Origin of the sequence: Streptosporangium sp. NPDC048047, assembly GCF_040653115.1 — a bacterium.
Lineage (GTDB): Bacteria > Actinomycetota > Actinomycetes > Streptosporangiales > Streptosporangiaceae > Streptosporangium.
The window spans coordinates 36909-61527 of sequence record NZ_JBEZNH010000015.1 but is presented as its reverse complement, the minus strand read 5'-3'; the positions used below and the strand labels follow the sequence as shown (position 1 = coordinate 61527).

The following is a 24619-nucleotide window of genomic DNA, read 5'->3' as shown; positions in this document are numbered from 1 at the left end:
CCAGCTCCGTCCCCCCGGAAGGAAGCCCTTCATGTCCTCCCGCGTCCGGCGGCTCACCGCCACGCTCGGTGCGCTGTTCGCCGCCTGCGTGACGCTGGCGTCCGCGTTCGCCGGGAGCGCGGGAGCGGACGCGGTGGCCTCCCCCTGGGCCGGCACGCCCAACGGCATCACCTCCGTCACGCTGACCAAGACCGACGCGGACATGAAGCGGATCGCGGAGTACTGGAACCCTGACCGGCTGAAGAAGGCCCAGGACAACACGCCCGCCACCCCCGAGGTCAAGCCCAGCGGCGGCTCCACCTCCAGCGCGTCGGCGTCCCCGGCGTCCAGCGCGACGGCGAGCGCCACCGCGACGGCCGCAGGCGGGATGCCCATTCCCGCCGGAGGCGCCGCCGTCCCCGCGGCCGGAACGACCGCCGGGAGCGCGAAGACGACCAAGGACGCCACGTCCTCCGTCATCAGCCCCAGCTTCCCGAAGAAGAAGCAGCAGACCGGCGGCAACCCGATCACCGTCGGCAAGGTCTTCTTCCGGATCGGCGACAAGGACTACTGGTGCTCCGCCTCGTCGGTGGCCGCCGCCAACCACCGGCTGGTCGCGACGGCCGCGCACTGCACCTATGACGCCAAGCAGGACAGGTTCGCCGAGTACTGGATCTTCATCCCCGGTTACGCCGACGGCGGCACCCCGTACGGCATCTACGTCGGTCACACGCTCAACCTGCACTCCAAGTTCATCGCCCAGGGCGACTACGACTACGACTACGCGTTCATCACCGTGCACGACGGGTTCCGCTGGAAGCCCGGCAAGACCGCCGGCGCCTACACGATGGAGGACGTCGGCGCGCTGGAGGACAACGTCGGCGGGCAGGGACTGATGGTCAACCGCGGCGTCGGCCTGTCCACCTTCGCCTTCGGCTACCCCGCGGCCCCGCAGATCGACGGCAGCAGGCCGTACGACGGGCGGACGATGAAGCGGTGCGACGGGCGCACCTACCGGGCCAACGCCCCGGCCCGCCTCGTGGACCGCGGCATCGCGTTCCGCTGCGGGTTCACCGCCGGGGCCAGCGGCGGCCCCTGGCTGGTCTACTACGACCCCGCCAACGGCGTCGGCTACCTCAACGGCGTCAACAGTTTCGCCTGGGACACCGACACCGACAAGAAGTACGACCGCATCTCCTCGCCGTACTTCATGGCCTCGACATACGTCGTCTACCACTGGGCCGCGCACCAGACCGCGAGCTGAGTCCCGAAGGGGCGGATGAGGGGGATCCGCCCCCTCCGCCTGCGGGATCTTGGTAGGTTTCTTCCTTGTCTTCCCGCAGTTTCCGGATCATCCGGAAAACGGTGCAGCACAAGGAGCATGTCTGTGAAGCGTTCCCTCCTCCCCCTCGGCGGCGCCGCGCTCGTTCTCGGCCTGCTGGCCGGTGGCACGGCCGGCACCGCCCAGGCAGCCCCCGACTGGGCCACCGACTCCATGGCGACCAACAGCGCCTCGGCCGTCTCGGTCATCAACTTCTGGGCCGCCTCGAACTTCGCCGCCCTCAAGAGGGCCACGGCCTACAATCCCGACCCCGGCGGCGTGAAGATGAAGGCGGGCGGCGGCTTCTCCGCCGACGGGCGCCCCGGCAGCGTCGGCCCGACCGGCTCGGAGAGGCCGGCCCAGGGCCGCGTCACGAACGTCAACCTGCCCCGCACGGTCGGCAAGGTGTTCTTCGTCGTCAACGGCCAGTACCGCTGGTGCACGGCCACCTCGATCCAGTCGAAGTACCGCAACCTCGTCGCCACCGCCGGTCACTGCGTCTACGACCCGGAGACCAACAGCGACACGATGAGCAAGTGGGTCTTCGTCCCGGGTTACTACCAGGGCAAGGTGCCGTGGGGCATCTACGTCGGCAAGACCGCCTACACCCACTACGACTTCGCCAACTACGAGGACTACGACAAGGACTACGCCTTCGTCACCGTCTTCAACGGCGTGGCCTTCGACGGCATCAAGCAGGTCAGCCGGGGTGACTTCCAGAAGTTCACCGGTCCCAAGTGGGGCGGCGGCGGCCGCTACTACGTCCTGCGGTCCAAGGACGTCGGCGCGCTGGGCGACAACGTCGGCGGCCAGGGCGTCACCTGGAACCAGCCGACCGGCAAGCCCGTCTACGCCTTCGGCTACCCCGCGGCCCCGCACCCCGACGGCGACAAGCCCTACAGCGGCGTGACGCCCAAGTACATCTACGGCAAGCCGTCCGGCAAGGTCTACGTCTCCCCCGAGCACAAGGTCGAGGAGCACATGGGCCTCAAGGGCTCCTTCACCCCGGGCGCCGACGGCGGTCCGTGGCTGACGCAGTACAGCAGCGGCCGGCGTCTCGGCTACGTCAACGGCGTCACCAGCCTCTTCGGCGACCAGGACAAGAACGACCGCTACGACCTGATCACCTCGCCGTACTTCGACGGCGAGACGGCCGACATCTACCGCCAGGCCGCCAACGTATGGTCCGGCAAGATCGTCGGCCCGAACGGCGAGCTGTACCGGTAGGCCGTCCGTCCCTCAGAGCCCCTGGCGGGCTCTGAGGACGCTTCTCCACCCCATCCACGGGACCTGGCAGAGATCTCTGCCAGGTCCCGTCGGCGTTTACGGGGGTTGCACGACGGGTTTCCCGGTTTTCCGGCGGATTCCGGGGCTCCGGGCGGGATCCGGGGGTTCCACGGCGGCGTCCGGGAGGAGCGGGATCGGGCCACCCCTCCACAGAAAGCGGACTTTCAGCTATATAGAGGACGATCCACGCAGAGCCAAAAGGCAAGATCTCGGGGGTTGGAGGTCCGCTCGGGGTGGGGATCGGGCGCGTTAGACGTGGTTCGGCCGGATTCGGTGCCATCGGTTCCATGTGATCTGCGTCACATTGACATGATCACGTTCCGCGACCGGACACTCACCCCGCTTGGAGCACGTCCGCGACGAGATCATGACTATCTGCGGAAACAGGTCCGGCAAACCCCAACCGTCACAACGGTTTCATCGCGCGGCGAAGGTAACAGAACGGTCTCGGCGCCGCTCATACCCTTCTTACCCACCAAAGCGGCTTCCGATTCACAAGATCCGCCCTGTATGTTTCTGGCTATCCCTTTACTGACGCATGGGACGCAAGAAGCGTTCCACATCAGACCAAGGAGTTTCCCTTGAAGCGCATCCTCCTCCCCGCCGGTGGCGTCGTCCTCGCCTCCGGCCTGCTGGCCGCCGGCCTCGCCGGTACCGCCAACGCCGCTCCCGACTGGGCCTCCGACACGATGGCCAAGGACGCTCCTGCTGCGCAGGACGTGGCCGAGTTCTGGCTCGCGAAGAACGGCGACACGATCAACCTGGCCAAGGCCACTCCCTACACCTGGGAGACCAAGGCCACCCCGCAGCTGAAGGCCGGTGGCGGTTACACCGCTGACGGCAAGCCGGGTCTCGCCGCCCCCATCGGCGAGGAGAAGAAGACCGCGGCCAAGGTCAAGAACATCAACCTGCCGAAGACCATCGGCAAGGTGTTCTTCGAGGCCCCCGACGGCAGCCTGAAGTGGTGCTCCGCCACCTCGGTGCAGTCGAAGTACCACAACCTCGTCGCCACCGCCGGCCACTGCGTCTACGACGACAAGGCCAACGGCAGCGTCATGAACAAGTGGGTCTTCGTCCCGGCCTACTACCAGGGCAAGGCTCCCTTCGGCGTCTACGTCGGCAAGACCGCCTTCACGCACTACGACTACTCCGTGTTCAACGACCGCGACCGCGACTACGCGTTCGTGACCGTTTACAACGGTGTCCAGATCGGTGGCGGCTCGGCCAAGGAAGTCTCCAAGGCCGACTACGCCAAGTTCGAGGGCAAGAAGGAAGTCAAGCCGGTCGAGATCTCGAAGGCTGACTTCGAGAAGTGCCAGCTCAACCTCGGCGACTGCTACTCCGAGGGCAAGGACGGCGCCCCGCAGGTCGCCGGCCCGGACTACCCCGGCGCGGTGCTCGAGCGCGTTGAGGTCACCGAGGCGCAGTACAAGGCCGCCAAGGTCGGCCCCGGCAACGGCAACAAGCTGGGCGAGCCCGAGGTCGAGCCGCTGACCTACAACGAGGCCATCAAGTACTACGAGGCCCACCAGAAGAACCCGGCGAAGTTCCCCGGCACCGTCAACGTTGACGACAAGACCAACGCTTTCGTCACCCACTACTTCGTCCAGAAGTGGGTGAAGCCGGGCACCTCCCAGAAGTACTTCAAGAACACCTACTGGGTGTTCGACGGCTTCATCAAGGACGCCGGCAAGCTCGGCGACAACGTCGGTGGCCAGGGTGTGGCCTGGAACCAGAAGACCGGCCAGAAGGTGTTCGTGTTCGGCTACCCGGCCGACGCGCACCCCGACGGCAACAAGGCCTTCACCGGTGTCACGCCGAAGTGGTGCTACGGCACCACCTCCGCCAAGGTGTACGTCTCCGCGGCCGAGAAGGTCGAGGAGCACGTGGGCCTGAAGTGCTCGATGACCCCGGGTGCCGACGGCGCTCCGTGGCTCATCAAGTACAGCAACACCAAGCGTCTCGGCTACGTCAACGGCGTCACCAGCCTGTTCGGCGACCAGGACAAGAACGGCCGCTACGACCTGAGCACCTCCCCGTACTTCGACGGTGAGACCGCGACGGTCTACAACCAGGCCAACGCTGTGTGGTCCGGCTCGATCGTCAAGTAAGTCTGACGATCACCTGAGCTAGGGGGTCCAAACCTCAAGCTCACCTGCTCCACCTGAGGGGCCCGGCTCTTGCCGGGCCCCTCAGTCTTTTCAGACGGCCGTGCTCCCGGTCCGCTCCCCCAGCTCCCCCAGCTCCCCCAGCTCCCTCACCACGCTCTCCCCCGCGAACGGCGCGAACCTCCGCCGCAGGTCGTCCGCGTACGACCGGCTGCGCGCCGACTGGAGGTCGCGTGACAGCTCCAGCGCCTCCCCCGCCGCCGAGCACGCCTGCTCCAGGTCGCCGCTGCGCAGCCATCCCGCCGCGAGCAGGGACAGGTTGAACATCCGCCCCCGCACGTACCGCCCGTCCATGTCGAGCGACCGTGTGGCGTGCCGTACGGTGGCCGGGCCGTCGCCCAGGTCGCGGAAGCAGTGGGCGAACTTCGCCGCGAGGTACGCCTCGTCGAAGTAGGAGATCCAGCCGGGCTCGTCGCCGCCCCGGCGGCGGTCGAAGGCCAGCTCGGCCTCGTGCAGCGACGCGGCGCACGCCGTACGGTCGCCCTTGACGGCGTGCGCGTGCGCCTCCATCACGTGCGCCTCGGCGAGCAGGGTGAAGATCCCGGCGCGGCGGGCCGAGAGCTGGGCGGCCCGCGCGAGGTCGAGGGCGTGCGCCGGCTGCCCGACGTACACCGCCTGGTGGCTCATCCCGGCGAGGATCTCCCCGCCGAGGCCGTGGTCGCCCGCCTCCCTGGCCAGCCGGAGCGCCTGGATGAGGTAGCGCTGGGCCAGGCCGTGCCGTTCCAGGTCGTAGGCCATCCACCCGGCCAGCCGGGTCAGCTCGGCCGCGGCGGACGCCAGGGCCCGGCCGGTGGTCTCGCCGTAGGAGCCGTCCGACAGCAGCGGGGCGACCGCGGTGTCGAGGTACCTGACGACGGCGGGGCGGATCCGGCCGCCGCCGAACCTGTTGTCCAGCTCGCCGAAGGATCGGGTCACCTCCCGGATGGCCGCGATGTCGGCCGTGCCCACCCGCCGGTGGCCGCCCGCGGCGGGGGCGGACTCCAGCGGGAGGGTCAGCCAGCGCAGCGCGCCGGTCGAGCCCGCCCCGACCGCGAAGGCCGAGTCGATCAGGAACCTGCGTCTCTCCACGTCTCCGTGCCACAGTGCCGTCACGGTCGTGATCGCCTCCTGCCAGGTATGGGGGAACTCCTGCCCGGGGGCGTCGGCCCCGCGGGACGGCCTCGGGCGGATGAACCCCGCCTCTGCCATGAGCCGCCGAAGTGAGTGGTCGGGCCGGTGTGTCATCGCTCTCCTGCCGTGAGCACCGCTGAGCACCCGTGCGCGCCGTACGTGCCGCGCGCCGCGGAGACGGCCACGGGAGCACGGCGCGGGTGCCGGACGGGCACGGCGTGGGCACCGCGGGGGCGCCGGGAGGGTTCGCACCCCGTGCCGGTGTCCGCCCCTCCCGCACGTCTTGCCGGGATAGTGACGGAGCGCTCTGTTTATAGCACGTTCCGTTACCGACTTTTAGGGATTCCGGGGAACATCCACCGAAGGGGAGCATCCGCCGAAGAAGAGCGTCAACTGAAGGGGACACCGGCCGATGGGGGATCACCGCTGAGGGGGACACGGCCGAAGGGGGAACGTCGGCCGAGGCCGTACAGCGCGCACGACGCGTACAACGCGCGACGCCCCCCGCCGGTCGGGCGGAGGGCGTCGTGTCGAGGGGACCGCCGGGGGTCTACCGGCGGGCGACCCCGTCGAGCCGGGCCTGCGCGGCGACCGCGGCGGTGACCGCCGGGGCGACCCGCTCGTCGAACGGGCTGGGGATGACGTGGTCGGCCGCGAGGTCGTCGCCGACCACCGCCGCCAGTGCCTCGGCCGCGGCGACCTTCATGTTCTCGGTGATCGCGGTGGCGCGGACGTCGATCGCCCCGCGGAAGACGCCGGGGAAGGCCAGCACGTTGTTGATCTGGTTGGGGAAGTCGGAGCGGCCGGTCGCCACCACCCGGGCGTACTTCGCGGCGATCTCCGGGTAGATCTCGGGCGTCGGGTTGGACAGCGCGAAGACGATCGAGCCGGACGCCATGGAGGCGACGGCCTCCTCGGAGACGGTCGATCCCGACAGGCCCACGAACACGTCGGCGCCCGCCAGGGCGTCCTCGGTGGAGCCGCGCAGGCCGGCGCGGTTGGTGTCGCGGGCCAGGGCCTCCTTGACCGGGTTCAGCCGGTCGCGGCCGTCGTGGATCAGGCCGCCGGAGTCGGCGACCGCGAGGTCGCCGATCCCGGCGTCGAGCAGCATGCGGCTGACCGCGACGCCTGAGGCGCCGGCCCCGGCGACGACGGCCCGCAGCTCGCCCAGGGAGCGGCCGGTGAGCCGGGCGGCGTTGCGCAGCGCGGCGAGCACGACGATGGCGGTGCCGTGCTGGTCGTCGTGGAAGACGGGGATGTCGAGCAGCTCGCGCAGCCGGGCCTCGACCTCGAAGCAGCGGGGCGCGCTGATGTCCTCCAGGTTGACGCCGCCGAAGGAGGGCGCCAGCCGGGCGACGGTCTGGACCAGCGCGTCGACGTCGGTGCAGTCGAGGCAGATCGGCACCGCGTCGACCCCGGCGAACTGCTTGAACAGCAGGGCCTTGCCCTCCATGACCGGCATCGCGGCGGCCGGGCCGATGTCGCCGAGGCCGAGGACGGCGGTGCCGTCGGAGACGACGGCGACGACGTTGGGCACCCAGGTGTAGTCGTCGGCGAGCTCGGGGCGTTCGGCGATGGCGCTGCAGACCCGGGCCACGCCGGGGGTGTAGGCGAGCGCCAGGTCGGCGGCGTCGCGGACCGGGACGGTGGAGCGGATCTCCATCTTCCCGCCGCGGTGCAGGGCGAACGCCGGGTCGAGATCGAGGCGGTCGGGAGATTCGACGGAAAGCGAGGATGGCGTGACGGCCAAAGCGACCCCTGTGGTTAAGTCGGACGGAAGGACTTGTTCCTACGTGGACGGTGCGGAAGCAGCCCGGCCCGGCTTCGGTGGCAGCCCGGGGCCTGCTTGCCGGAAACACTCGTCCGGAGGGTTCGGGGGTCACCCGTCGCTCGATTCTGCCACATCGACGGGCCGCGAATGGTGACAGATAGCGCTTAGTTTGTTTCGCATGGTGGCGGCCGTGACAGCGTGTAATACTCGAACCCCTGCACATCGCTTACAGCAAAGACGGACCACCGGTGGATCTGACCTCCTACGCCGAGCTGGCTGTGCTGCTCATCAACAGCCCCGACCGACTGACCGGAATGGACGGGCTCCGGTCCGTCCTCGAAGAGGGCAACCGCTACCGCCCCGGTTGCCGCATCATGCGAAGCGACCTCGACGCCCTGCGCGACCTGCGCGAGGAGCTCGTGGCCGTGTTCGAGACCGCCGCGCTCGGCGACGAGCAGGCGGTCGTCGACCGGCTCAACTCGCTGCTCATCCAGCATCCCGTCCAGCCGCAGATCTCGGGCCACGACGGCGAGCGCTGGCACCTGCACCTCACCGAGGGCGGGCGGATGGCCGACCAGTACGCCGTGGGCGCGGTGATGGGCCTGGCCACCATCGTCACCGACCTCGGGGTGGACCGGCTGGGCCTGTGCCAGGCCGCGCCGTGCCGCCGTGCCTACCTCGACACCTCCTCCAACCGCTCACGCCGCTACTGCTCCGAGCGGTGCGCCAGCCGGGCCAACGTGGCGGCCTACCGGGCGCGCAAGAAGGTCAGCGGCCAGTAGCGCAGCACCACCCCGCCGACCAGCAGCTCGGGCGGCAGGGCGCCGAAGTCCCAGCTGTCGCGCCGGCCCGGGGCGCGCTGGTTGTCGCTCTCCAGCCACCACCGCCCGTCGTCCTGGCGCCAGGCGGCGCGCTTGACGATCAGCCGCTCCGGGTCGTCCGGCAGCCGGGCGACGACGAGGCCGCCCTGCCGTACGGCGGCGCCCCGCCGTACCCAGAGCCAGTCCCCGGGGCGCAGGGCGGGCAGCATCGAGTCTCCCTCGACACGCACTCTCATCGGTCTCCTCCCCCTGCCGCGGCGGGAATTCCGAGGCGAGTAAGGTCTGTTGTGGACCATGCCTAATCCAGCATCAAGGAAGGATTTTCCGATGCTTGCACGACTTCTGCGACCCAAGCACGTGGCGTCGGCGCACTGCGACCTGCCGTGCGGCGTCTACGACCCGGCCCAGGCTCGCATCGAGGCCGAGTCGGTCAAGGCGATCATGGAGAAGTACGCCGCGAACGACGACCCGGTCTTCCGTACCCGCGCGCTCATCATCAAGGAGCAGCGGGCCGAGCTCGTCAAGCACCACCTGTGGGTCCTGTGGACCGACTACTTCAAGCCGCCGCACCTGGAGACCTACCCCCAGCTCCACCAGCTGTTCTGGGAGGCCACCAAGCTGGCGGGCGCGGCCGGCGGCAAGGGCACGGTCGACCCGGCGCAGGCCGACGAGCTGCTCGGCAAGATCGACGAGATCTCCAAGATCTTCTGGGCGACCAAGGCCGCCTGAGCGGATCACCGCTGGTCGGACCACCTCAGGCCCCGTGCGACGCGTGTTCGCACGGGGCCTGACCTGTTGGGATGTCCCATTCAGGTGTCTTAGGGTGTTCTTGAGGTGCTAATTCGCCCCGATCGCGAGTCCAAACGGACCGCTCACCCCGGAGGGGCTGTAGGTTGCAGTCAGCGACTCTGCGAGGAGGAACGTGACCGAACACACCGAGACACCCGCTGTCGGCATGGGCGGGATCCGTGACGTGGTGAGCGTCCGGTTGCCGGCGGCGAGTGCCTATCTGTCCGTGCTGCGTACGGCCACCGCCGGGCTGGCCGCACGGCTGGACTTCACGCTGGACGAGATCGAGGATCTCCGGATCGCGGTCGACGAGGCGTGCGCGATGCTGCTGGGCGAGGCGGTGCCGGGCACGGACCTGACCGCCGAGTTCGAGCTCACCGGTCAGGTGATGCAGGTCCGGGTCGAGGTCAGCACGGTCGGCGGGTCCACGCCGAAACGCGATGACTTCGCCTGGATGGTGCTCACCGCCCTGACCGACGACGTCGACGCCGTAACCGACTCCCCCGACCGCATGGCGATCGTGCTACGCAAGCGCCGAGGCGCGGCGAGGCCGGCGTGACGGAAAGGACTCGTGCCATGGCCGCCAGCGATCACGCGGTACCCGACCGGGTCCGCGCGCGCCTGCTCTTCGCGGAACTGGCGGAGTTGACCCCCGACGACTCGCGGCGCCAGCGTATCCGCGACGAGCTCGTGGAGCTTCACCTGCCCCTGGTGGAGTACCTCGCCCGCCGGTTCCGCAACCGGGGCGAATGGCTCGACGACCTGACCCAGGTCGCCACAATCGGCCTGATCAAGTCGATCGACCGTTTCGACCTCGACCGCGGGGTGGAGTTCTCCACCTACGCCACCCCGACGATCGTGGGCGAGATCAAGCGGCACTTCCGCGACAAGGGCTGGGCGGTGCGCGTGCCGCGCCGGCTCCAGGAGCTGAAGCTGTCGCTGACCAAGGCGATCAGCGAGCTGTCGCAACGGGAGGGCCGCGCGCCCACGGTGAGCGAGCTCGCGGCCTTCCTGAAGATGTCCGAGGAGGAGGTGCTCGAAGGGCTGGAGTCGGCCAACGCCTACTCCACGGTCTCGCTCGACGCCCCCGACTCCGGTGACGACGACGCGCCCGCGGTGGCCGACTCGCTCGGCATCGTCGACGACTCCCTGGAGGGCGTCGAGTACCGCGAGTCGCTGAAGCCGCTGCTCGAACGGCTGCCGCCGCGCGAGAAGCGGATCCTGCTGCTGCGGTTCTTCGGCAACATGACGCAGTCGCAGATCGCCACCGAGCTCGGCATCTCCCAGATGCACGTCTCGCGGCTGCTGGCCAGGACCCTGGCGCAGCTCCGCGAGGGCCTGACCGCCGAGGACTAGGAGCGCGAGACCGGCCGGCAGGGGGGTCAGTCCGGCCGGTCGTCCCCGTAGAGGGCGTGGGTCGTCGGCGGGGACAGCAGCGTGACCAGTCCGGCCAGCGCCGCGGCGACGAGCGGGACGCCCATGGCGCCCTGGCCGGACTGGATCAGCGTGATCGCGACGATCGCGGTGAAGATCTGCGCCACCACTCCGGGGCCGCGCGCCCACCTCTGGCTTCCCAGCAGGCCCCACGCCACCCACAGCAGGGCCGCGCCGACGGCGATCCCGAACCCGGCGACGAAGAGGGAGCTGACGGTGTCGGACGGCTTGCCGATCACCGTCTCGACGCCGACGTAGCCGCCGAGGATAAGTGCGAGGGTTCCTTCGAGCGCCACGACGGCGGCGGCGACGGCGAGGGTGACGGGGCGGTTGGGCACGCCCCAACCCTATCGCCGGGCCGTCCCGGTCCCCCTTTCCCCGTCATAACTCTCGTATCGGCGGATACGCTGGCGTTATGCGCGCCCTCCTCCTGGTGAATCCCAAAGCGACGACGACCAACCGGCGGACGCGCGATGTGATCATCAGGGCGCTCGGTGCGAGCGTGGACCTGACCGTCGAGGAGACCGGCTACCGCGGCCACGCCGCCCTGCTCTCCCGCAAGGCCCGCGAGTCGGGGTACGACGCGGTGGCCGTCCTGGGTGGCGACGGCACGATCAACGAGACGGTGAACGGCCTGCTGGACGATCCCGGTGATCCCTTGGAGCCGCGGCGGGGGCCGCGCACCTCCGCCGACCGGCCGGCGCTGCTGGTGATCCCCGGGGGGAGCGCCAACGTCTTCGCGCGGGCGCTCGGCCTGCCCAACAGCCCGGTCGAGGCGGCCGGCGCGGTGCTGGAGGCGCTGCGCGAGGGGCGGCGGCGGACCGTCGGCCTCGGGCACGCGTCCTGGAACGGCGAAAGCCGCCACTTCACCTTCTGCGGCGGCATGGGGTACGACGCCGAGGTGATCCGGGCGGTCGAGGGGCTGCGCGGCACGGGATACCGGGCCACCCCGGCCCGCTACGTGAACACCGCGCTGCGGCACTACCTGTCGACCGACCGGCGGCGGCCCGCCATGTCACTGGAGGGTCCCGGGGTGCCGCCCGCCGAGGGCGTCTTCCTGGCGATCGTCTCCAACACCTCGCCCTGGAGCTACGTGGGGTCCCGGCCGGTCTGCCCGACCCCGTGGGCGAGCTTCGAGACCGGCCTCGACATGCTGGGGCTGCGCCGGCTGGGCCTGCCGACGATGCTCGACCTGGTGCCGCAGATCCTCGGCCACCGCGAGAACCTGCCCGTCGGCCGCCACCTGGTGCAGCTGCATGACGAGAGCGAGTTCACGCTCACTGCGGAGCGGCCGGTGGCCTTCCAGCTCGACGGCGACTACCTGGGGGAGACGGAGCGGGTGACCTTCCGTTCCATCCCGGACGCGTTACAAGTCCTGGTCTAGATAGTTACATAGTGTAATTGTGTGACGCATCCGACATGCACGGGCGGCAAAACATTCGGGCAAACCTCTTGCGTGTACTGAGCGTGGCTGACAATCTCAACAGTGACGTCGGAACGTAGGACCTTTGAGCGGACACCTCGCTCCCAGGCCACCGGCGATCGAACGGACACGCCCCGAACCGAACAGGGTCCGGGTCACTGTTCGCCATGGTTAGTGAAACTCTTCACAAAGTGAGCCGACGGAGCCTGCGGCAAGGGGCTCCTCTTACGAAGGAGTGGACGCATGGACTGGCGCCACCGCGCTGCCTGCCGTGACGTGGACCCCGAGCTGTTCTTCCCCATCGGCAACACGGGCCCCGCTCTCATGCAGATCGAAGAGGCCAAGCAGGTGTGCAACACCTGCCCGATCATCGATGCCTGCCTGAAGTGGGCCCTGGAGTCCGGCCAGGACGCCGGCGTCTGGGGCGGCCTGAGCGAGGACGAGCGCCGCGCCCTCAAGCGCCGCACCGCCCGCGCCCGCGTCCGCAGCGGAGCCTGACCGGCCCTTCTCAGGGCGCCTGACCGATCCTTCTCAGGCCGCGGGCAGGGGGATGTCGAGGGTCACCTCCGTCCCCCCGCCCGGCCTGGGATCGATGGCCAGTCGCCCGGCCAGCTCACCGACCACCAGCGTCCGGACGATCTGCAGGCCCAGGCTGGTGGTCGACTCCGGGTCGAACCCCTCCGGCAGGCCGCGTCCGTCGTCCGAGACGACCACCCGCAGCCGCTCGTCACCCCGTGACACGATCACCTGGAGCAGGCCCGGCCGGTTGGCGAACCCGTGCTGGACGGCGTTCTGCAGCAGCTCGGTGAGGACCATCGCCAGCGGCGTGGCCACCTCCGAGGGCAGCACCCCGAACGCCCCGACCCGGCGCGGCGTCACCTTCGCCTCCGTGGCCGCCACCTCCCCCGTCATCGCGATCACACGGTCGGCGATGTCGTCGAAGTCGACCTGCTCCTCGGGCGTGTGGGACAGCGTCTCGTGCACGATCGCGATCGACCCGACCCGGCGCACCGCCTCCTCCAGCGCCTCCCGGCCCTCCGGCACCCGCAGCCGCCTGGCCTGGAGCCGCAGCAGCGCGGCGACCGTCTGCAGGTTGTTCTTCACCCGGTGGTGGATCTCCCGGATCGTGGCGTCCTTGGTCATCAGCTCCCGCTCGCGCCGCCGCAGCTCGGTGACGTCGCGGATGAGCACCAGCGCGCCGATCCTGCCGCCGCCGACGACCAGCGGGATCGCCCGGAGCTGCACGACCGTGCCGCCCGACTCGACCTCGGTCTCCCGGGGCTCGCGACCGCTTGCCACGATCATCAGGTTCTCGTTGATCGGCTCGTCCGAGTAGCACAGCGCGGCGGTCGTCCGGCCCAGCTCCGCCCCGACCAGGTCGGCGTTGAGGCCGAGCCGCCGGTAGGCCGACAGCGCGTTGGGCGAGGCGTAGGTGACCCGGCCGGCGCGGTCGAGGCGGAGCAGCCCGTCGCCCACCCGGGGCGAGCGCACCAGGATGGGCTCGGCCCCGGAGAACGGGAACCGCCCCTCGGCCACCATCTGGGCCAGGTCGGAGGCGCTCTGCAGGTAGGTCAGCTCCAGCCTGGACGGGGTGCGCGCCGACGACAGGTTCGTCGAACGCTGGATCACACCCAGGAAGTGGTCGGACCGCCGTACCGGGATGGTCTCCTCACGGACCGGGACGCCGCTCGACCAGTCGGGGTCGCCCTCCCGGCAGATCCGGCGCTCGTTCCACGCCGTGTCGATGAGCGGACGCTCGCCCTTGCCCACCGTCACCCCGACGATGTCGTCGTGGTAGACGGTGGGGCCCGTGGTGGGGCGCATCTGGGCGATCGCGATCCACCCGGAGGCGTCCCGCAGCGGGATCCACAGGATGAGGTCCGCGAACGACAGGTCGGCCAGGAGCTGCCAGTCGGAGACCAGCGAGTGCATCCACTCGATGTCCGCTTCGTCGAGCGCGGTGTGGCGAACCGCCAGGTCGCTTAGAGTCGGCACTCGTGCATCATGCGTTCTTTGCCGGTCCGAACGCGAATCGGGCGGGTCCGGCTGGAAGGATTCCTCCATGGAGCAGAGCCCCCGGCACGTCCCGGACCCGCTCGCGCGGCTGCGCTCGGCGGCGGCGGACCGCGAGGCGGCCGGGCTGAGGAGGGCCCTGCGCCCCCGCACCCCGGACGACGACGGCATGATCGACCTGGCCTCCAACGACTATCTCGGCCTGGCCAGGGACGCCCGGCTGGCCGAGGCCGCCGCGGAGGCCGTCCGCGCCTGGGGCACCGGGTCCACCGGCTCCCGCCTGGTCACCGGCTCCACCGCGCTGCACGCCGAGCTGGAGGCCGCCCTGTGCGGCTTCACCGGCTCCCCGGCCGCGCTGGTGTTCTCCTCCGGCTATCTCGCCAACCTCGCCGCGGTCGCGGCCCTGGGCCGGGACGCGCTGGTGGTCTCCGACGCCGGGAACCACGCCTCCATCATCGACGCCTGCCGTCTGTCGCGCTCGCGGGTGGCCGTCACCCCGCACGGCGACGCCGAGGCGGTGGAGAAGGTCCTCGCCGGCCGGACGGAGGAGCACGCGGTCGTGGTCACCGACGCGCTCTTCTCCGTCGACGGCGACCTCGCCCCGCTCACGGCACTCCACGAGGCCACCGTACGGCACGGCGCGCTGCTCGTCGTCGACGAGGCCCACTCGCTCGGCGTGCTCGGCCCCGGCGGGCGGGGCGCGGTGTACGAGGCGGGTCTGGCCGGTGAACGTAACGTTGTGAAAACGATCACACTCTCCAAGTCCCTGGGATCCCAGGGAGGGGCCGTGCTCGGCGCCCCCGAGGTGATCCAGACCCTGCTGGACACGGGTCGCCCGTTCATCTTCGACACCGGCCTGGCGCCCGCCTGCGTTGCGGCGGCACTCGCCGCTCTGGATATCCTTCGGAACCAGCCCGAACTGCCCGGACGCGTGCGAGCCAGGGCGAGGGAGCTGGCCTCTGCGGCCCGCGAACTCGGCCTGGAGACGAACGACCCGGCGGGTGCGGTCGTCCCGATCGTGCTCGGCCATCCCGAGACGGCGCTTCGGGCCGCCCTCATCTTCGCGGACCACGGAGTGCGCGCCGGATGCTTCCGGCCGCCCTCGGTGCCGGTCGGCCGCTCTTGCCTGCGGCTTACCGCGCGGGCCAATCTGACTTCCGATGAACTTGCGGTGACCGGGGACGCACTCACCGCCGTGGCCGAGACGAAGGTGACCATGTGAGTGAGCGAAGCGGACGGGTCCGGCGGGCCCGGTGTCTCGGGCACGCCCGTTCCACGCCGTCCGGCGAGGTGCTCCCGTGACGGACGACTCCCCCCGGATCCCGAAATACTACGACGTCAAGCGCAACCTGCTCACGCTCACCAAGACCCTGCCCGCGGGCAGCGCGCTGCCCCCGGAGCGGACGCTCGCCGTACGCTTCGAGACCTCCCGCACCACCGTGCGCCAGGCCCTGTCGGAGCTGGTGGTCGAAGGCCGCCTGGTGCGCATCCAGGGCAAGGGGACGTTCGTCGCGCACCCCAAGGTCGCCCAGGTCCTCCAGCTCACCTCCTACACCGGTGACCTGCGGACCGTCGGCCTGGAGCCGGACACCAAGATCCTCGACATCAGCTACGTCACCGCCGACGAGCCGCTGGCCCGTCGCCTGGCGATCAACCCCGGCGGGCGGGTGCTGCGCATCCACCGGCTGCGCCTGGCCAACGGCGAGCCGATGTCGATCGACACCACCCACCTGTCGGCCAAGCGCTTCCCCCGGCTCCGGCGCGAGATGGAGGTGCACTCCTCGCTGTACGAGACGCTGCACAACGCCTACAACGTGCGGCTGACCGACGCCGAGGAGATCATCGAGACCGTGCTGGCCACGCCGTACGACGCGCAGGTGCTGGGGGTGGACGTCGGCCTGCCGATGCTCCTGCTCACCCGGCACGCCTTCGACGCCGAGGGCAACCCGGTGGAGTGGGCGCAGTCCCTCTACCGGGGAGACCGCTACAAGTTCGTCACCCGGCTGCGCCGCCCCTGACCGCCTGCCCCGCCCGGTCACACCGTACGGCGGGGCGGCGGCGGGTGTGGCGGGACGGCGGGGTGCCGTCCTGGCACTCCCGGAAACGGTCCGTGGCCGGGGCGCGGGAGCCCGGGGCCTCCTAAGGTGAGGTGGGTGAGCATTCTCGTGGTCACCGGTACCGACACCGGAGTGGGCAAGACGGTCGTCACCGCGGCCGTGGCGGCGCTCGCCAGGGAGCGGGGCTCCTCGATCGCCGTGGTGAAGCCCGCGCAGACCGGGGTGGGCGAGAACGAGCCCGGGGACCTCGACGACGTCATCCGGCTGTCCGGGGTGACGACCACGTTCGAGTTCGCCCGGTTCCCCGATCCGCTGTCCCCCGCGGCGGCCGCCCGCGTGTCGGGCCTGCCGCAGGTCTCCCTGGCCCGCGCGGCGCAGCGGGTCAGGGAGCTGGCCGAGTCGCACCGGCTGGTGGTCGTCGAGGGGGCGGGCGGGCTGCTCGTCCGCTTCGACGAGGAGGGCGCGACCCTGGCCGACCTGGCCCGCGCCCTGTCCGCGCCGGTGCTCCTGGTGTGCCGGGCCGCGCTGGGCACGCTCAACCACACCGCGCTGACCCTGGAGGCGATGGCCCACCGCGGACTCGACCTGGCCGGGGTGGTGATCGGGTCCTGGCCCGCCGAACCCGGCCTGGCCGAGCGGTGTAACGTGGCCGACCTGGAGATGCTGGCCGCCCGGCCCCTGGCGGGGGCACTCCCGGAGGGTTCCGGCGCGCTCGACCGCGACTCCTTCGCCCGTACGGCCCGCGCGGGCCTGAGCCCGGCACTGGGCGGCGCGTTCGACCCCGCGGCCTTCCGGGGCCCCCTGGGCCGCCTGCCGTAGCATCGGAGCCGTCCGCCTGCGGTGATATCCGTACCGGTATGGATCCGGCGTCAACCGCAATATTGGACACGAACGGCCGGATCTGGTGTCCTCATCCTTTCAACGACCCCCTTGACGACCCAGATGAGGAGCCTTCCCGTGCGGCACCCCCTTGTCCCCTTCCGACCGGCGCCGGACGCCGCCTCCCGCGGCGGGAGCGCCTCGCGCGCCGCGCGCCTCCTGGTGGCGGCGACCGCCGCGGGCGCGCTGGTGGCGGCCATCGCGCTGCCGGCGGTCGGCGGCGCGGGGCTGGCCGTCATCACGGCGTCCGACGAGCTGAACCTCTCCCCGGCCGACCTCGTCGAGCCGCCGCTGGCGGAGAAGTCGACGGTGCTGGACGCCCGGGGCAAGGTGATCGCCCAGTTCTACGAGGAGTACCGCGAGGTCGTCCCGCTCGACCAGGTGGCCGACGCGATGAAGACGGCGATCGTCTCGATCGAGGACGACCGCTTCTACGAGCACGGCGCGATCGACCTCGAAGGAACGGCCCGGGCGCTGGCCAGGAACCTGTCCTCCGGCGGGGTGAGCCAGGGCGGCTCCAGCATCACCCAGCAGTACGTCAAGCAGGTGCTGCTCAACTCCGCCACGACCGAGCAGGGCAAGGTCAAGGCCCTGGAGGCCAGCTACGCGCGCAAGCTCAACGAGCTGCGCCACGCGATGGCGGTGGAGAAGAAGTACACCAAGGACCAGATCCTGGAGAAGTACCTCAACATCGCCTACTTCGGCGCGAGCGCCAACGGCGTGCAGGCCGCGGCCAAGCGCTTCTTCGGCCGGTCCGCGGCCAAGCTGACCCTGTGGCAGGCCGCCACGCTGGCGGCGGCCGTGCAGTCGCCCAACGACACCGACCCGAGCCGGGGCGCGGCGTACCGGAAGCGGCTGCTGGAGCGGCGCGACGTGGTGCTGGACCGGATGGCCCAGCTGGGGAAGATCACCCCGGCGGAGGCCGCGGAGGCGAAGAAGCGGAAGCTCGGCTACCGCGGCACCCCGCTGCCGGGCGGGTGCGGAGCGAGCCCGTACCCCTACTTCTGCCTCTACGTGCGCAACGAGATCCTCACCGACCCGGCCTTCGGCAAGACCTCGCAGGCCCGCAGCCGGTTCCTCAACCGCGGCGGCCTGACGATCCACACGACGCTGGACCCGAGGATGCAGGCCGCCGCCGACCGCGCCATCAAACGACGCGTGTACGCCTCGGACAACGCGATGGCCGCCGAGGCCCTGGTGCAGCCCGGCACCGGCGCGATCAAGGCGATGGCGGCCAGCCGCCGCTACGGCTCCTCCACGCGGAAGAACGAGATCTCCTACAACGCGGTCGCCGACCGGGCGCACGGCGGCCTGGCCGGATTCCAGGCCGGCTCGACGTTCAAGACCTTCACGCTCCTCACCGCGCTGAAGAAGGGCATGAAGCCCGACCAGGGTTTCACGGCGGGCGCGGGCTACCGCGCGCCGGGCTACTCGGCGTTCAAGAACTGCGCGGGCCAGAGCATCGGCGACCCGACCCACACCGTCACCAACGACGAGGGCTCGCCGGGCTTCAAGACGCTGCGCACCGGCACCTGGGCGTCGGTCAACACCTTCTTCGTGGAACTGGAGCAGCGCGTGGGGCTGTGCGACACCGTGCGGACCGCCCAGTCGCTGGGCATCCAGCGCGCCGACGGCAAGCCTCTGCAGGAATTCGAGACCTTCACGCTCGGGATCAACGAGATGGACCCGGTGACGGTGGCGTCCGCCTACGCGGCCATCGGGGCGCGCGGCAAGTACTGCCGGCCGACGTCCATCAGCCGGATCACCGACCGCGACGGCAAGGACAGCGTGCGGCGGCCCCGGTGCAGGCAGGCGCTGGAGCCCGAGATCGCCGACGCCGCGGCCGACATCCTGTCCGGGGTGTTCACCAGGGGCACCATGCGCGGCGTGGGCGGCATCGGCCGCGACGCCGCGGGCAAGACCGGCACCACCGACGCCTACGCCACCGCCTGGTTCGCCGGGTTCACCCCGGACCTCGCGGGCGCGGTGAGCATCGGCGACCCGCGCGGCTCGCAGAAGTACAAGCTCACCGGCGTCACCATCGGCGGCCAGTCCTACGGTTCCGTCGCGGGCGCCACCCTCCCCGGCCCGATCTGGAAGGACACCATGCTGGCCGCGCTGAAGGGCGTCCCCGCCACGTCCTTCCACCCGATCGACCGTGACCGGTTCGGCGGCTGCGGAAACGGCTGCGCCCCCCGGAGGCCCACCGGCGAGCGGGACGGCGACCGGGACCGGGGCGGGAACGGCGACGGGGACGAGAGCGGGCAGGTGGAGGTGTTCGGGTGAACGGCGCCGCCCGCGGCGCGGCGGGGTGACCGGCTCGGGCTCGGGAAGCGGGGTTCCGGAGCCGGGGTTCCGGGCTCCGGCCTCCGGGCTCCGGAGTCCGGAGCCGGGCCCGCCCCGCCCCGCCCTTCGCACGGCCCGCCTGCCGCCCCGGACACGATGATCGAATCCGGTGCTAGCGTGCCCGGCATGGAGTACCGCACGCTCGGATCGAGCGGACTGACCGTCAGCGCGATCACCTACGGCAACTGGCTCACCGCTTCCCCCCAGGCCGTCGAGGCCACGCGCCGGTGCGTGGAGGCGGCGCTGGACGCGGGGATCACCACCTTCGACACGGCCGACGTGTACGGCAACCCCGACTTCGGCGCCGGGGAGCGGGCGCTCGGCGCGGCCCTGGCCGGAGTCCGCCGGGAGTCGGTGGAGATCCTCACGAAGGTCTGCCTGCCCACGGGTCCCGGGCCCAACGACCGGGGGCTGTCGCGCAAGCACATCATGGAGAGCTGCAACGCCTCCCTGCGCAGGCTCGGCACCGACCACATCGACCTCTACCAGGCCCACCGGTACGACGGGAACACCCCGCTGGAGGAGACCATGACCGCGTTCGCGGACCTGGTCCGGCAGGGCAAGGTGCTCTACCTCGGCGTGTCCGAGTGGCGTCCCGAACAGATCGAGGCGGCCGCCGCCCTGGCCTCCGAGCTGAAGGTGCAGCTGATCTCCAACCAGCCGCAGTACTCGATGCTGTGGCGGGTGATCGAGAAGGAGGTCCTGCCGACCTGCGCGCGTCTGGGCCTCGGCCAGATCGTCTTCTCCCCGGTGGCGCAGGGCGCGCTGTCCGGCAAGTATCTCCCCGGCAGGCAGCCGCCCTCCGGCAGCCGGGCCGAGGACTCCCGGGGCGGGGTCTTCGTCGGCCGCTACCTCGGCGACCCGGTGCTGTCCGCCGTGCAGCGCCTGCGCCCGATCGCCGACGAGCTCGGCCTCACCACCGCCCAGCTCGCCGTCGCCTGGGTGCTGCGCGACCGCGCGGTCTCCAGCGCCGTCATCGGGGCGTCCCGGCCCGAGCAGATCCGCGAGAACGTCGCGGCGGCGGGCCGTACGCTCGACGTGGACGCGCTGGCCCGCATCGACGCGGTCTTCCTCGACCCCGATCACGGAGACCTCGTCGAACGCGACCCCGGAAAGATCGCCGCCCCGTTCGACGTGATGCCCGCCTGGCGGGTCCGGGACGCCGCGGCGGGGTGAGACCGTGGCCCCGGGGACGGCCCGGGGCCGGGCGCACGGGGGTGGTGACGCCGGGGACGCCGCTCCCTCGCGGGAAGTCCCATGGCCACCGGACCTGGGGAAGGCGGCTCCGGCGGCGTTAGGCGGGACGAATCTGGGCAGGGTGAACATCCCCTGTCCGGCTAAGTGACTGACTGGTAGGTTGCGCGGTATGGAGTCTCCAAAGCACGCGGGTGACATCGCCGTCGCCGTCTCCAAGGCGTACGGCATCGAGACCATGTTCACCCTTTCCGGCGGACACGTCTTTCCGCTCTACGACGGAGCGGTCCACGAGGGAATGCCCATCGTCGACGTGCGGCACGAGCAGAGCGCGGTCTTCGCCGCCGAGGCGACCGCCCGCCTGACCCGTAAACCGGGCCTGGCCGTGCTCACCGCCGGTCCCGGTGTCACCAACGGCGTCAGCGGAGTCGCCACCGCGCACTTCAACGGCTCCCCCGTGGTCGTCATGGGCGGCCGGGCGCCGCAGTCGCGCTGGGGGGCCGGCGCGCTGCAGGAGATCGACCATCCGCCGCTGCTCGCGCCGATCACCAAGCTGGCCTTCACCGGCTCGGGTCCCGACTCGGTGGCCGACGACGTGGAGATGGCCTTCCGCACCGCCCTCGCCCCGCACCGCGGCCCGGTCTTCCTCGACTTCCACATGGACCACCTGTTCGCCGCGGCGCCCCCGCCGGACCACGCCACCGAGACGCTGACCCCCTCGCCGCTGGAGCCCGACTCCGACGGGCTCGCCGAGGTCGCCCGGCTGCTCGCCGAGGCCGAGCGCCCGGTGCTGGTCCTGGGCTCCGACGTGTGGATGGACCGCGCCGAGGAGGTCGCCCTGGGCTTCGCCGAGGAGCTCCGCCTGCCGGTCATCCTGAACGGCCAGGGCCGCGGCATCCTGCCCGCCGGGCACGAGCTGCTGGTCACCCGGGCCCGCGGCATGGCGTTCTCCCAGGCCGACCTGGTGATCGTGGCCGGCGCCCCGCTCGACTTCCGCCTCGGCTACGGCTGGTTCGGCGGCAGGGACGGCGCTCCGCTCGCCAAGGTCGTCCACCTGGCCGACGCGCCGTCGCAGCTCGCGACGCACATGCAGCCCGTCGCGACCGCCGCGGGCGACATGTCGCTGGTCTTCTGGGGCCTCGGTACGGCCTGCGCCGACGCCGGGGTGTCCCCCAAGACCTACCAGCCGTGGCTGTCCCGGCTGTCCGAGGCCGCCGCCGCGGCCGTCGCCGGGGACGCCGAACTGCTGGAGTCCGCCTCCGACCCGATCCACCCGATGCGGATCTACGGCGAGCTGAACAAGGTCCTCGCCGACGACGCCGTGGTCATCGGCGACGGGGGCGACTTCGTCTCCTACGCCGGCAAGTACGTCGAGCCCAGGCGGCCGGGCAACTGGCTCGACCCGGGCCCATACGGCTGCCTGGGCACCGGCCTGGGATACTCCATCGCCGCCCGGCTGGCCCGCCCATCCTCGCAGGTGGTGCTGCTGCTCGGCGACGGCGCGGCGGGCTTCTCGCTGATGGACGTCGACACGCTCGTGCGTCACGGCCTGCCGGTGGTGATGATCTGCGGCAACAACGGCATCTGGGGCCTGGAGAAGCACCCCATGCGGATGCTGTACGGCTACGACGTGGCCGCCGAGCTTCAGCCGCAGTGCCGCTACGACCAAGTGGTCACCGCGCTCGGCGGCGGCGGCGAGCTCGTCACCGACCCGTCGGAGATCGGCCCGGCGCTGCGCCGCGCGTTCGACTCCGGCGTGCCGTACATGGTGAACATCGCCACCGACCCGTCCATCGCCTACCCGCGTAACACCACGGGCGTCTGACCCGGCGGGCCGGACGCCACAGGCGCCCGGCCCACCGGCACGGGCGTCACGGGCGCTCGGCCCACCAGGGCCCGGGCATCACGGGCGCCCGGAACGTCAGGCCCCGGGCGCCTCGGAAGAGCCGGCGTCGCGGACGCCCGGCCCGCCAGGGCTCGGGCGCCTTCGAGGACGTCGGCGTCGCGGACGCGCGGCCCGTCAGGGCTTGGGCGTCGCGGCCGGGGAGGCCGGCGGCGAGCTCTCCGGGCACTTGGGGTTGGCCAGCACGATCTCCACCGGCTTGCGCGGGTCCCACTCGGTTCCGGGGGCGGGGTTCTGCTCGACCACCCGCACACACCCGGCGTAGTCGATGTCGCCGCTCGCGGTCACCTTCACCTTCAGGCCCGCCTCCGCGAGCCGGGCCTTGGCGGCTCCCGGCTCCAGGCCCCGGACGTCAGGCACCTGAACCTTCTGCACGGTCGGGGGGGGCTTGGGCGACTTCGTGGGCGTCGGCTTGGGCGAATTCTTGGGCGTCGCCTCCGGCGTGGGCTCCTCCGTCGGCTCCGGCTCCTCGGTCTCCTCCGTCGGCGCGGTCGGCCTCGCCTGCTGGTGGGTGACGGCCGGGGCGGCGGTCTTCCTGGGCCTGGGCGGCCTGGAAGTCTTCGCGGGCGGCTCGGAGGGGGCCGTCGTGACCTCCGCCACCCGGTCGTTGTCCGGCGTCTCATCGCTGGAGGCCATCGCGTTGATGCCCACCGCGCCCAGGCCTCCGCAGAGCACGACCGCCGCGGCGACCGCGGCCAGCATCCCGCCCCGGCGGCGCGGCGCGCGCCCGGCGCGGCGACCGCGTCCCCCGGAGGCCGCCTCGACGGCCGCACCGGACGCCGCCGTCGTCGCGGCGGCCGACGCGATCCCCTGGGACGTCTGCTGCCCGCCCTGCCAGCCCGTCTGCGGCGCGGAACCCTGCCAGCCGGCCTGCTGCCCACCCTGGCCCTGCCAGCCCGTCTGCTGGCCGCTCTGGCCCTGCCAGCCCGCCTGCGCGGCGTTCCACCCTGTCTCGGGCGGGGGACCCGGCTGACCGAGCATCATCGGACCGGTCTTCGGCCCGAGCTGCCCGGCCTGCCGCGCGGCGGCGCTCATCGCGTCGGCGCTGGGGAAACGCCGGGCCGGATCCTTCGACAGCGCCTGCTCCACCAGGGCTCGGACCGCGGGCGGGACGTGCGGGGGCAGCGGCGGCGGGGCCTCCCGGATGTGCTTGAGCGCGATCGTGACGGGCGTGTCGCCGTCGAACGGCCGCTGCCCGGCGAGGCACTCGTAGGCCACCACGCCCAGCGCGTAGATGTCCACCGCCGGGGTGACCGGCGCGCCCTCGGCCTGCTCGGGCGCGCAGTAGGCGGCGGTGCCGAGCACCATGCCGGCGTCGGTCAGCCTGCTGGCGGCGTCGGATCTGGCGATGCCGAAGTCGGTGAGCACGAGCATGCCGTCGGGCCGCACCAGCAGGTTGCCGGGCTTGATGTCGCGGTGGACGATCCCCTGGTCGTGTACGGCCTGCAACGCCGAGGCCGCCTGGGAGATGAGCTCCATCGCCGGGCCCGGGGCGATGCTCCCCAGCCGGCTCAGCAGCCGGTCCAGCGGCTCGCCGTCCACGAACTTCATCACGAGGTAGGCCGTCGCCCCCGCGCCGGGCACCTCGTGGACACCGTAGTCGTAGACGTCGACGACGCCCGGATGGTTGATCGTCGCCATGGCCCGCGCCTCGCCCTGGAAACGCACGAGGAAACCGGGGTCGTCGGTACGGCCCGGAAGCAGCACCTTGACGGCGACGGTCCTGGCCAGGACCATGTCCTCGCCGCGCCAGACCTCGCCCATGCCGCCGGCGCCGATGCGGGTATCCAGGCGATACCGCCCCGCCAGCGTCGTGCCTTGGGCCACCATTACTCCCCCGTAACCCTTCCCGCTCCCACCCCAGGATTCTCCAAGAAAGCGGATCCGTGTCGCGCCACCGTAACGCCACGGTAACAAAACCCTGCGTGCCGGATGCCTCGCAAATAAGACGCGTGCCGTAGCATCGCACAAAACTCACAGCTTTTGCGGAGACTTGTACACCTTGCCCGACTCGTGAGGATAAGCGGAAATCTCTGGCGGTCCGCCGGAAGCCCCGGCGACCCGGCGACCGGACACGACGGCCCCGTCCGGAAGCCCTGCCGGCCGGACACGACGGCCCCGCGG

At 71.3% G+C, this 24619-nt stretch carries 21 protein-coding genes; 15 read left to right on the top strand and 6 right to left on the bottom strand.

The annotated features are described in order from the left end of the window. Positions 1–31: 31 nt before the first annotated feature. The 3 genes from AB0D67_RS15860 (at position 32) to AB0D67_RS15850 (ending at position 4698) form a co-directional block, all read left to right on the top strand. On the top strand, positions 32–1243 hold the full coding sequence (locus tag AB0D67_RS15860; protein WP_362934961.1) for a serine protease: 1212 nt from the start codon (positions 32–34) through the stop codon (positions 1241–1243). A gap of 117 nt (positions 1244–1360) precedes the next feature. Beyond that, positions 1361–2527 carry a hypothetical protein gene (locus tag AB0D67_RS15855; RefSeq protein ID WP_362934958.1) on the top strand — a complete coding sequence of 389 codons (1167 nt, stop codon included), beginning with the start codon at positions 1361–1363 and terminating at the stop codon, positions 2525–2527. A gap of 641 nt (positions 2528–3168) precedes the next feature. Then, a complete protein-coding gene (locus AB0D67_RS15850) occupies positions 3169–4698 on the top strand; it encodes a hypothetical protein (protein WP_362934955.1) in 1530 nt (509 codons plus the stop codon). A 90-nt stretch (positions 4699–4788) separates the two neighbouring features. On the opposite strand, the gene AB0D67_RS15845 is transcribed toward AB0D67_RS15850, so the two are convergent. Continuing rightward, entirely contained in the window at positions 4789–5979 is a 1191-nt protein-coding gene (locus AB0D67_RS15845; RefSeq protein WP_362934952.1) for a hypothetical protein, read from the bottom strand. 436 nt (positions 5980–6415) lie between these two features. Beyond that, on the bottom strand, positions 6416–7615 hold the full coding sequence (locus AB0D67_RS15840; protein WP_362934949.1) for an NADP-dependent malic enzyme: 1200 nt from the start codon (positions 7613–7615) through the stop codon (positions 6416–6418). Between the two features lie 269 nt (positions 7616–7884). On the opposite strand from AB0D67_RS15840, the gene AB0D67_RS15835 reads away from it, so the two are divergent. Beyond that, positions 7885–8418, top strand: coding sequence for a CGNR zinc finger domain-containing protein (locus AB0D67_RS15835; protein WP_362934946.1), 534 nt, complete (start codon positions 7885–7887; stop codon positions 8416–8418). On the opposite strand, the gene AB0D67_RS15830 is transcribed toward AB0D67_RS15835, so the two are convergent. After that, positions 8385–8693: a S24/S26 family peptidase gene (locus AB0D67_RS15830; protein ID WP_362934943.1), complete on the bottom strand. Its 309-nt coding sequence runs from the start codon at positions 8691–8693 to the stop codon at positions 8385–8387. The two genes, AB0D67_RS15835 and AB0D67_RS15830, sit on opposite strands and share 34 nt — an antisense overlap. 91 nt (positions 8694–8784) lie before the next feature. Here AB0D67_RS15830 and sodN point away from each other — a divergent pair, with 91 nt between their 5' ends. The 3 genes from sodN to AB0D67_RS15815 all read left to right on the top strand — a co-directional run bounded on the left by sodN (position 8785) and on the right by AB0D67_RS15815 (position 10602). Next, a complete protein-coding gene (gene sodN / locus AB0D67_RS15825) occupies positions 8785–9186 on the top strand; it encodes a superoxide dismutase, Ni (RefSeq protein WP_179825179.1) in 402 nt (133 codons plus the stop codon). A 226-nt stretch (positions 9187–9412) separates the two neighbouring features. After that, a complete protein-coding gene (locus AB0D67_RS15820) occupies positions 9413–9805 on the top strand; it encodes an anti-sigma factor (protein ID WP_179826373.1) in 393 nt (130 codons plus the stop codon). Beyond that, entirely contained in the window at positions 9802–10602 is an 801-nt protein-coding gene (locus tag AB0D67_RS15815; RefSeq protein ID WP_362934940.1) for an RNA polymerase sigma factor SigF, read from the top strand. The genes AB0D67_RS15820 and AB0D67_RS15815 overlap by 4 nt, the downstream gene beginning before the upstream one ends. A 26-nt stretch (positions 10603–10628) precedes the next feature. Here AB0D67_RS15815 and AB0D67_RS15810 read toward each other — a convergent pair whose 3' ends face one another. Next, on the bottom strand, positions 10629–11018 hold the full coding sequence (locus tag AB0D67_RS15810; protein WP_362934937.1) for a hypothetical protein: 390 nt from the start codon (positions 11016–11018) through the stop codon (positions 10629–10631). Between the two features lie 77 nt (positions 11019–11095). On the opposite strand from AB0D67_RS15810, the gene AB0D67_RS15805 reads away from it, so the two are divergent. Both AB0D67_RS15805 and AB0D67_RS15800 read left to right on the top strand, forming a co-directional pair. After that, entirely contained in the window at positions 11096–12064 is a 969-nt protein-coding gene (locus AB0D67_RS15805; protein WP_362934934.1) for a diacylglycerol kinase family protein, read from the top strand. Positions 12065–12346: 282 nt separating this feature from the next. Then, the gene (locus AB0D67_RS15800; RefSeq protein ID WP_362934931.1) at positions 12347–12601 is read left to right on the top strand and encodes a WhiB family transcriptional regulator; all 255 of its coding nucleotides are present in this window, start codon (positions 12347–12349) and stop codon (positions 12599–12601) included. A 33-nt stretch (positions 12602–12634) separates the two neighbouring features. Here AB0D67_RS15800 and AB0D67_RS15795 read toward each other — a convergent pair whose 3' ends face one another. After that, positions 12635–14098 (bottom strand): histidine kinase N-terminal domain-containing protein, encoded by a 1464-nt coding sequence (locus AB0D67_RS15795; RefSeq protein WP_362934928.1) that lies wholly within the window; start codon positions 14096–14098, stop codon positions 12635–12637. Positions 14099–14165: 67 nt separating this feature from the next. On the opposite strand from AB0D67_RS15795, the gene AB0D67_RS15790 reads away from it, so the two are divergent. The 6 genes from AB0D67_RS15790 (at position 14166) to AB0D67_RS15765 (ending at position 22417) form a co-directional block, all read left to right on the top strand. Then, the gene (locus tag AB0D67_RS15790) at positions 14166–15338 is read left to right on the top strand and encodes an 8-amino-7-oxononanoate synthase (protein ID WP_362934925.1); all 1173 of its coding nucleotides are present in this window, start codon (positions 14166–14168) and stop codon (positions 15336–15338) included. A gap of 76 nt (positions 15339–15414) precedes the next feature. Next, complete coding sequence (locus tag AB0D67_RS15785; protein ID WP_362934922.1) at positions 15415–16134, top strand: GntR family transcriptional regulator; 720 nt, start codon at positions 15415–15417, stop codon at positions 16132–16134. Between the two features lie 135 nt (positions 16135–16269). Continuing rightward, the gene (gene bioD, locus AB0D67_RS15780; protein ID WP_362934919.1) at positions 16270–16992 is read left to right on the top strand and encodes a dethiobiotin synthase; all 723 of its coding nucleotides are present in this window, start codon (positions 16270–16272) and stop codon (positions 16990–16992) included. 138 nt (positions 16993–17130) lie between these two features. Beyond that, on the top strand, positions 17131–19338 hold the full coding sequence (locus AB0D67_RS15775) for a transglycosylase domain-containing protein (RefSeq protein WP_362934916.1): 2208 nt from the start codon (positions 17131–17133) through the stop codon (positions 19336–19338). A gap of 186 nt (positions 19339–19524) precedes the next feature. Next, positions 19525–20574, top strand: coding sequence for an aldo/keto reductase family protein (locus tag AB0D67_RS15770; RefSeq protein WP_362934913.1), 1050 nt, complete (start codon positions 19525–19527; stop codon positions 20572–20574). A gap of 190 nt (positions 20575–20764) precedes the next feature. Beyond that, entirely contained in the window at positions 20765–22417 is a 1653-nt protein-coding gene (locus tag AB0D67_RS15765; protein ID WP_362934910.1) for an acetolactate synthase, read from the top strand. Positions 22418–22612: 195 nt separating this feature from the next. Here AB0D67_RS15765 and AB0D67_RS15760 read toward each other — a convergent pair whose 3' ends face one another. Beyond that, positions 22613–24325, bottom strand: a complete 1713-nt coding sequence (locus AB0D67_RS15760; RefSeq protein ID WP_362934907.1) for a serine/threonine protein kinase — start codon at positions 24323–24325, stop codon at positions 22613–22615. Positions 24326–24619: the final 294 nt, after the last annotated feature.

What these genes read in the sequence shown, in the direction of transcription:
- AB0D67_RS15820 (WP_179826373.1), top strand. Translation starts at nt 9,413, where the DNA reads ATGGGCGGGATCCGTGACGTGGTGAGCGTCCGGTTGCCGGCGGCGAGT.
- AB0D67_RS15805 (WP_362934934.1), top strand. Translation starts at nt 11,096, where the DNA reads ATGCGCGCCCTCCTCCTGGTGAATCCCAAAGCGACGACGACCAACCGG.
- AB0D67_RS15855 (WP_362934958.1), top strand. Translation starts at nt 1,361, where the DNA reads ATGTCTGTGAAGCGTTCCCTCCTCCCCCTCGGCGGCGCCGCGCTCGTT.
- sodN (WP_179825179.1), top strand. Translation starts at nt 8,785, where the DNA reads ATGCTTGCACGACTTCTGCGACCCAAGCACGTGGCGTCGGCGCACTGC.
- AB0D67_RS15765 (WP_362934910.1), top strand. Translation starts at nt 20,765, where the DNA reads ATGGAGTCTCCAAAGCACGCGGGTGACATCGCCGTCGCCGTCTCCAAG.
- AB0D67_RS15845 (WP_362934952.1), bottom strand. Translation starts at nt 5,979, where the DNA reads ATGACACACCGGCCCGACCACTCACTTCGGCGGCTCATGGCAGAGGCG.
- AB0D67_RS15770 (WP_362934913.1), top strand. Translation starts at nt 19,525, where the DNA reads ATGGAGTACCGCACGCTCGGATCGAGCGGACTGACCGTCAGCGCGATC.
- AB0D67_RS15800 (WP_362934931.1), top strand. Translation starts at nt 12,347, where the DNA reads ATGGACTGGCGCCACCGCGCTGCCTGCCGTGACGTGGACCCCGAGCTG.
- AB0D67_RS15790 (WP_362934925.1), top strand. Translation starts at nt 14,166, where the DNA reads ATGGAGCAGAGCCCCCGGCACGTCCCGGACCCGCTCGCGCGGCTGCGC.
- AB0D67_RS15760 (WP_362934907.1), bottom strand. Translation starts at nt 24,325, where the DNA reads ATGGTGGCCCAAGGCACGACGCTGGCGGGGCGGTATCGCCTGGATACC.
- AB0D67_RS15860 (WP_362934961.1), top strand. Translation starts at nt 32, where the DNA reads ATGTCCTCCCGCGTCCGGCGGCTCACCGCCACGCTCGGTGCGCTGTTC.
- AB0D67_RS15830 (WP_362934943.1), bottom strand. Translation starts at nt 8,693, where the DNA reads ATGAGAGTGCGTGTCGAGGGAGACTCGATGCTGCCCGCCCTGCGCCCC.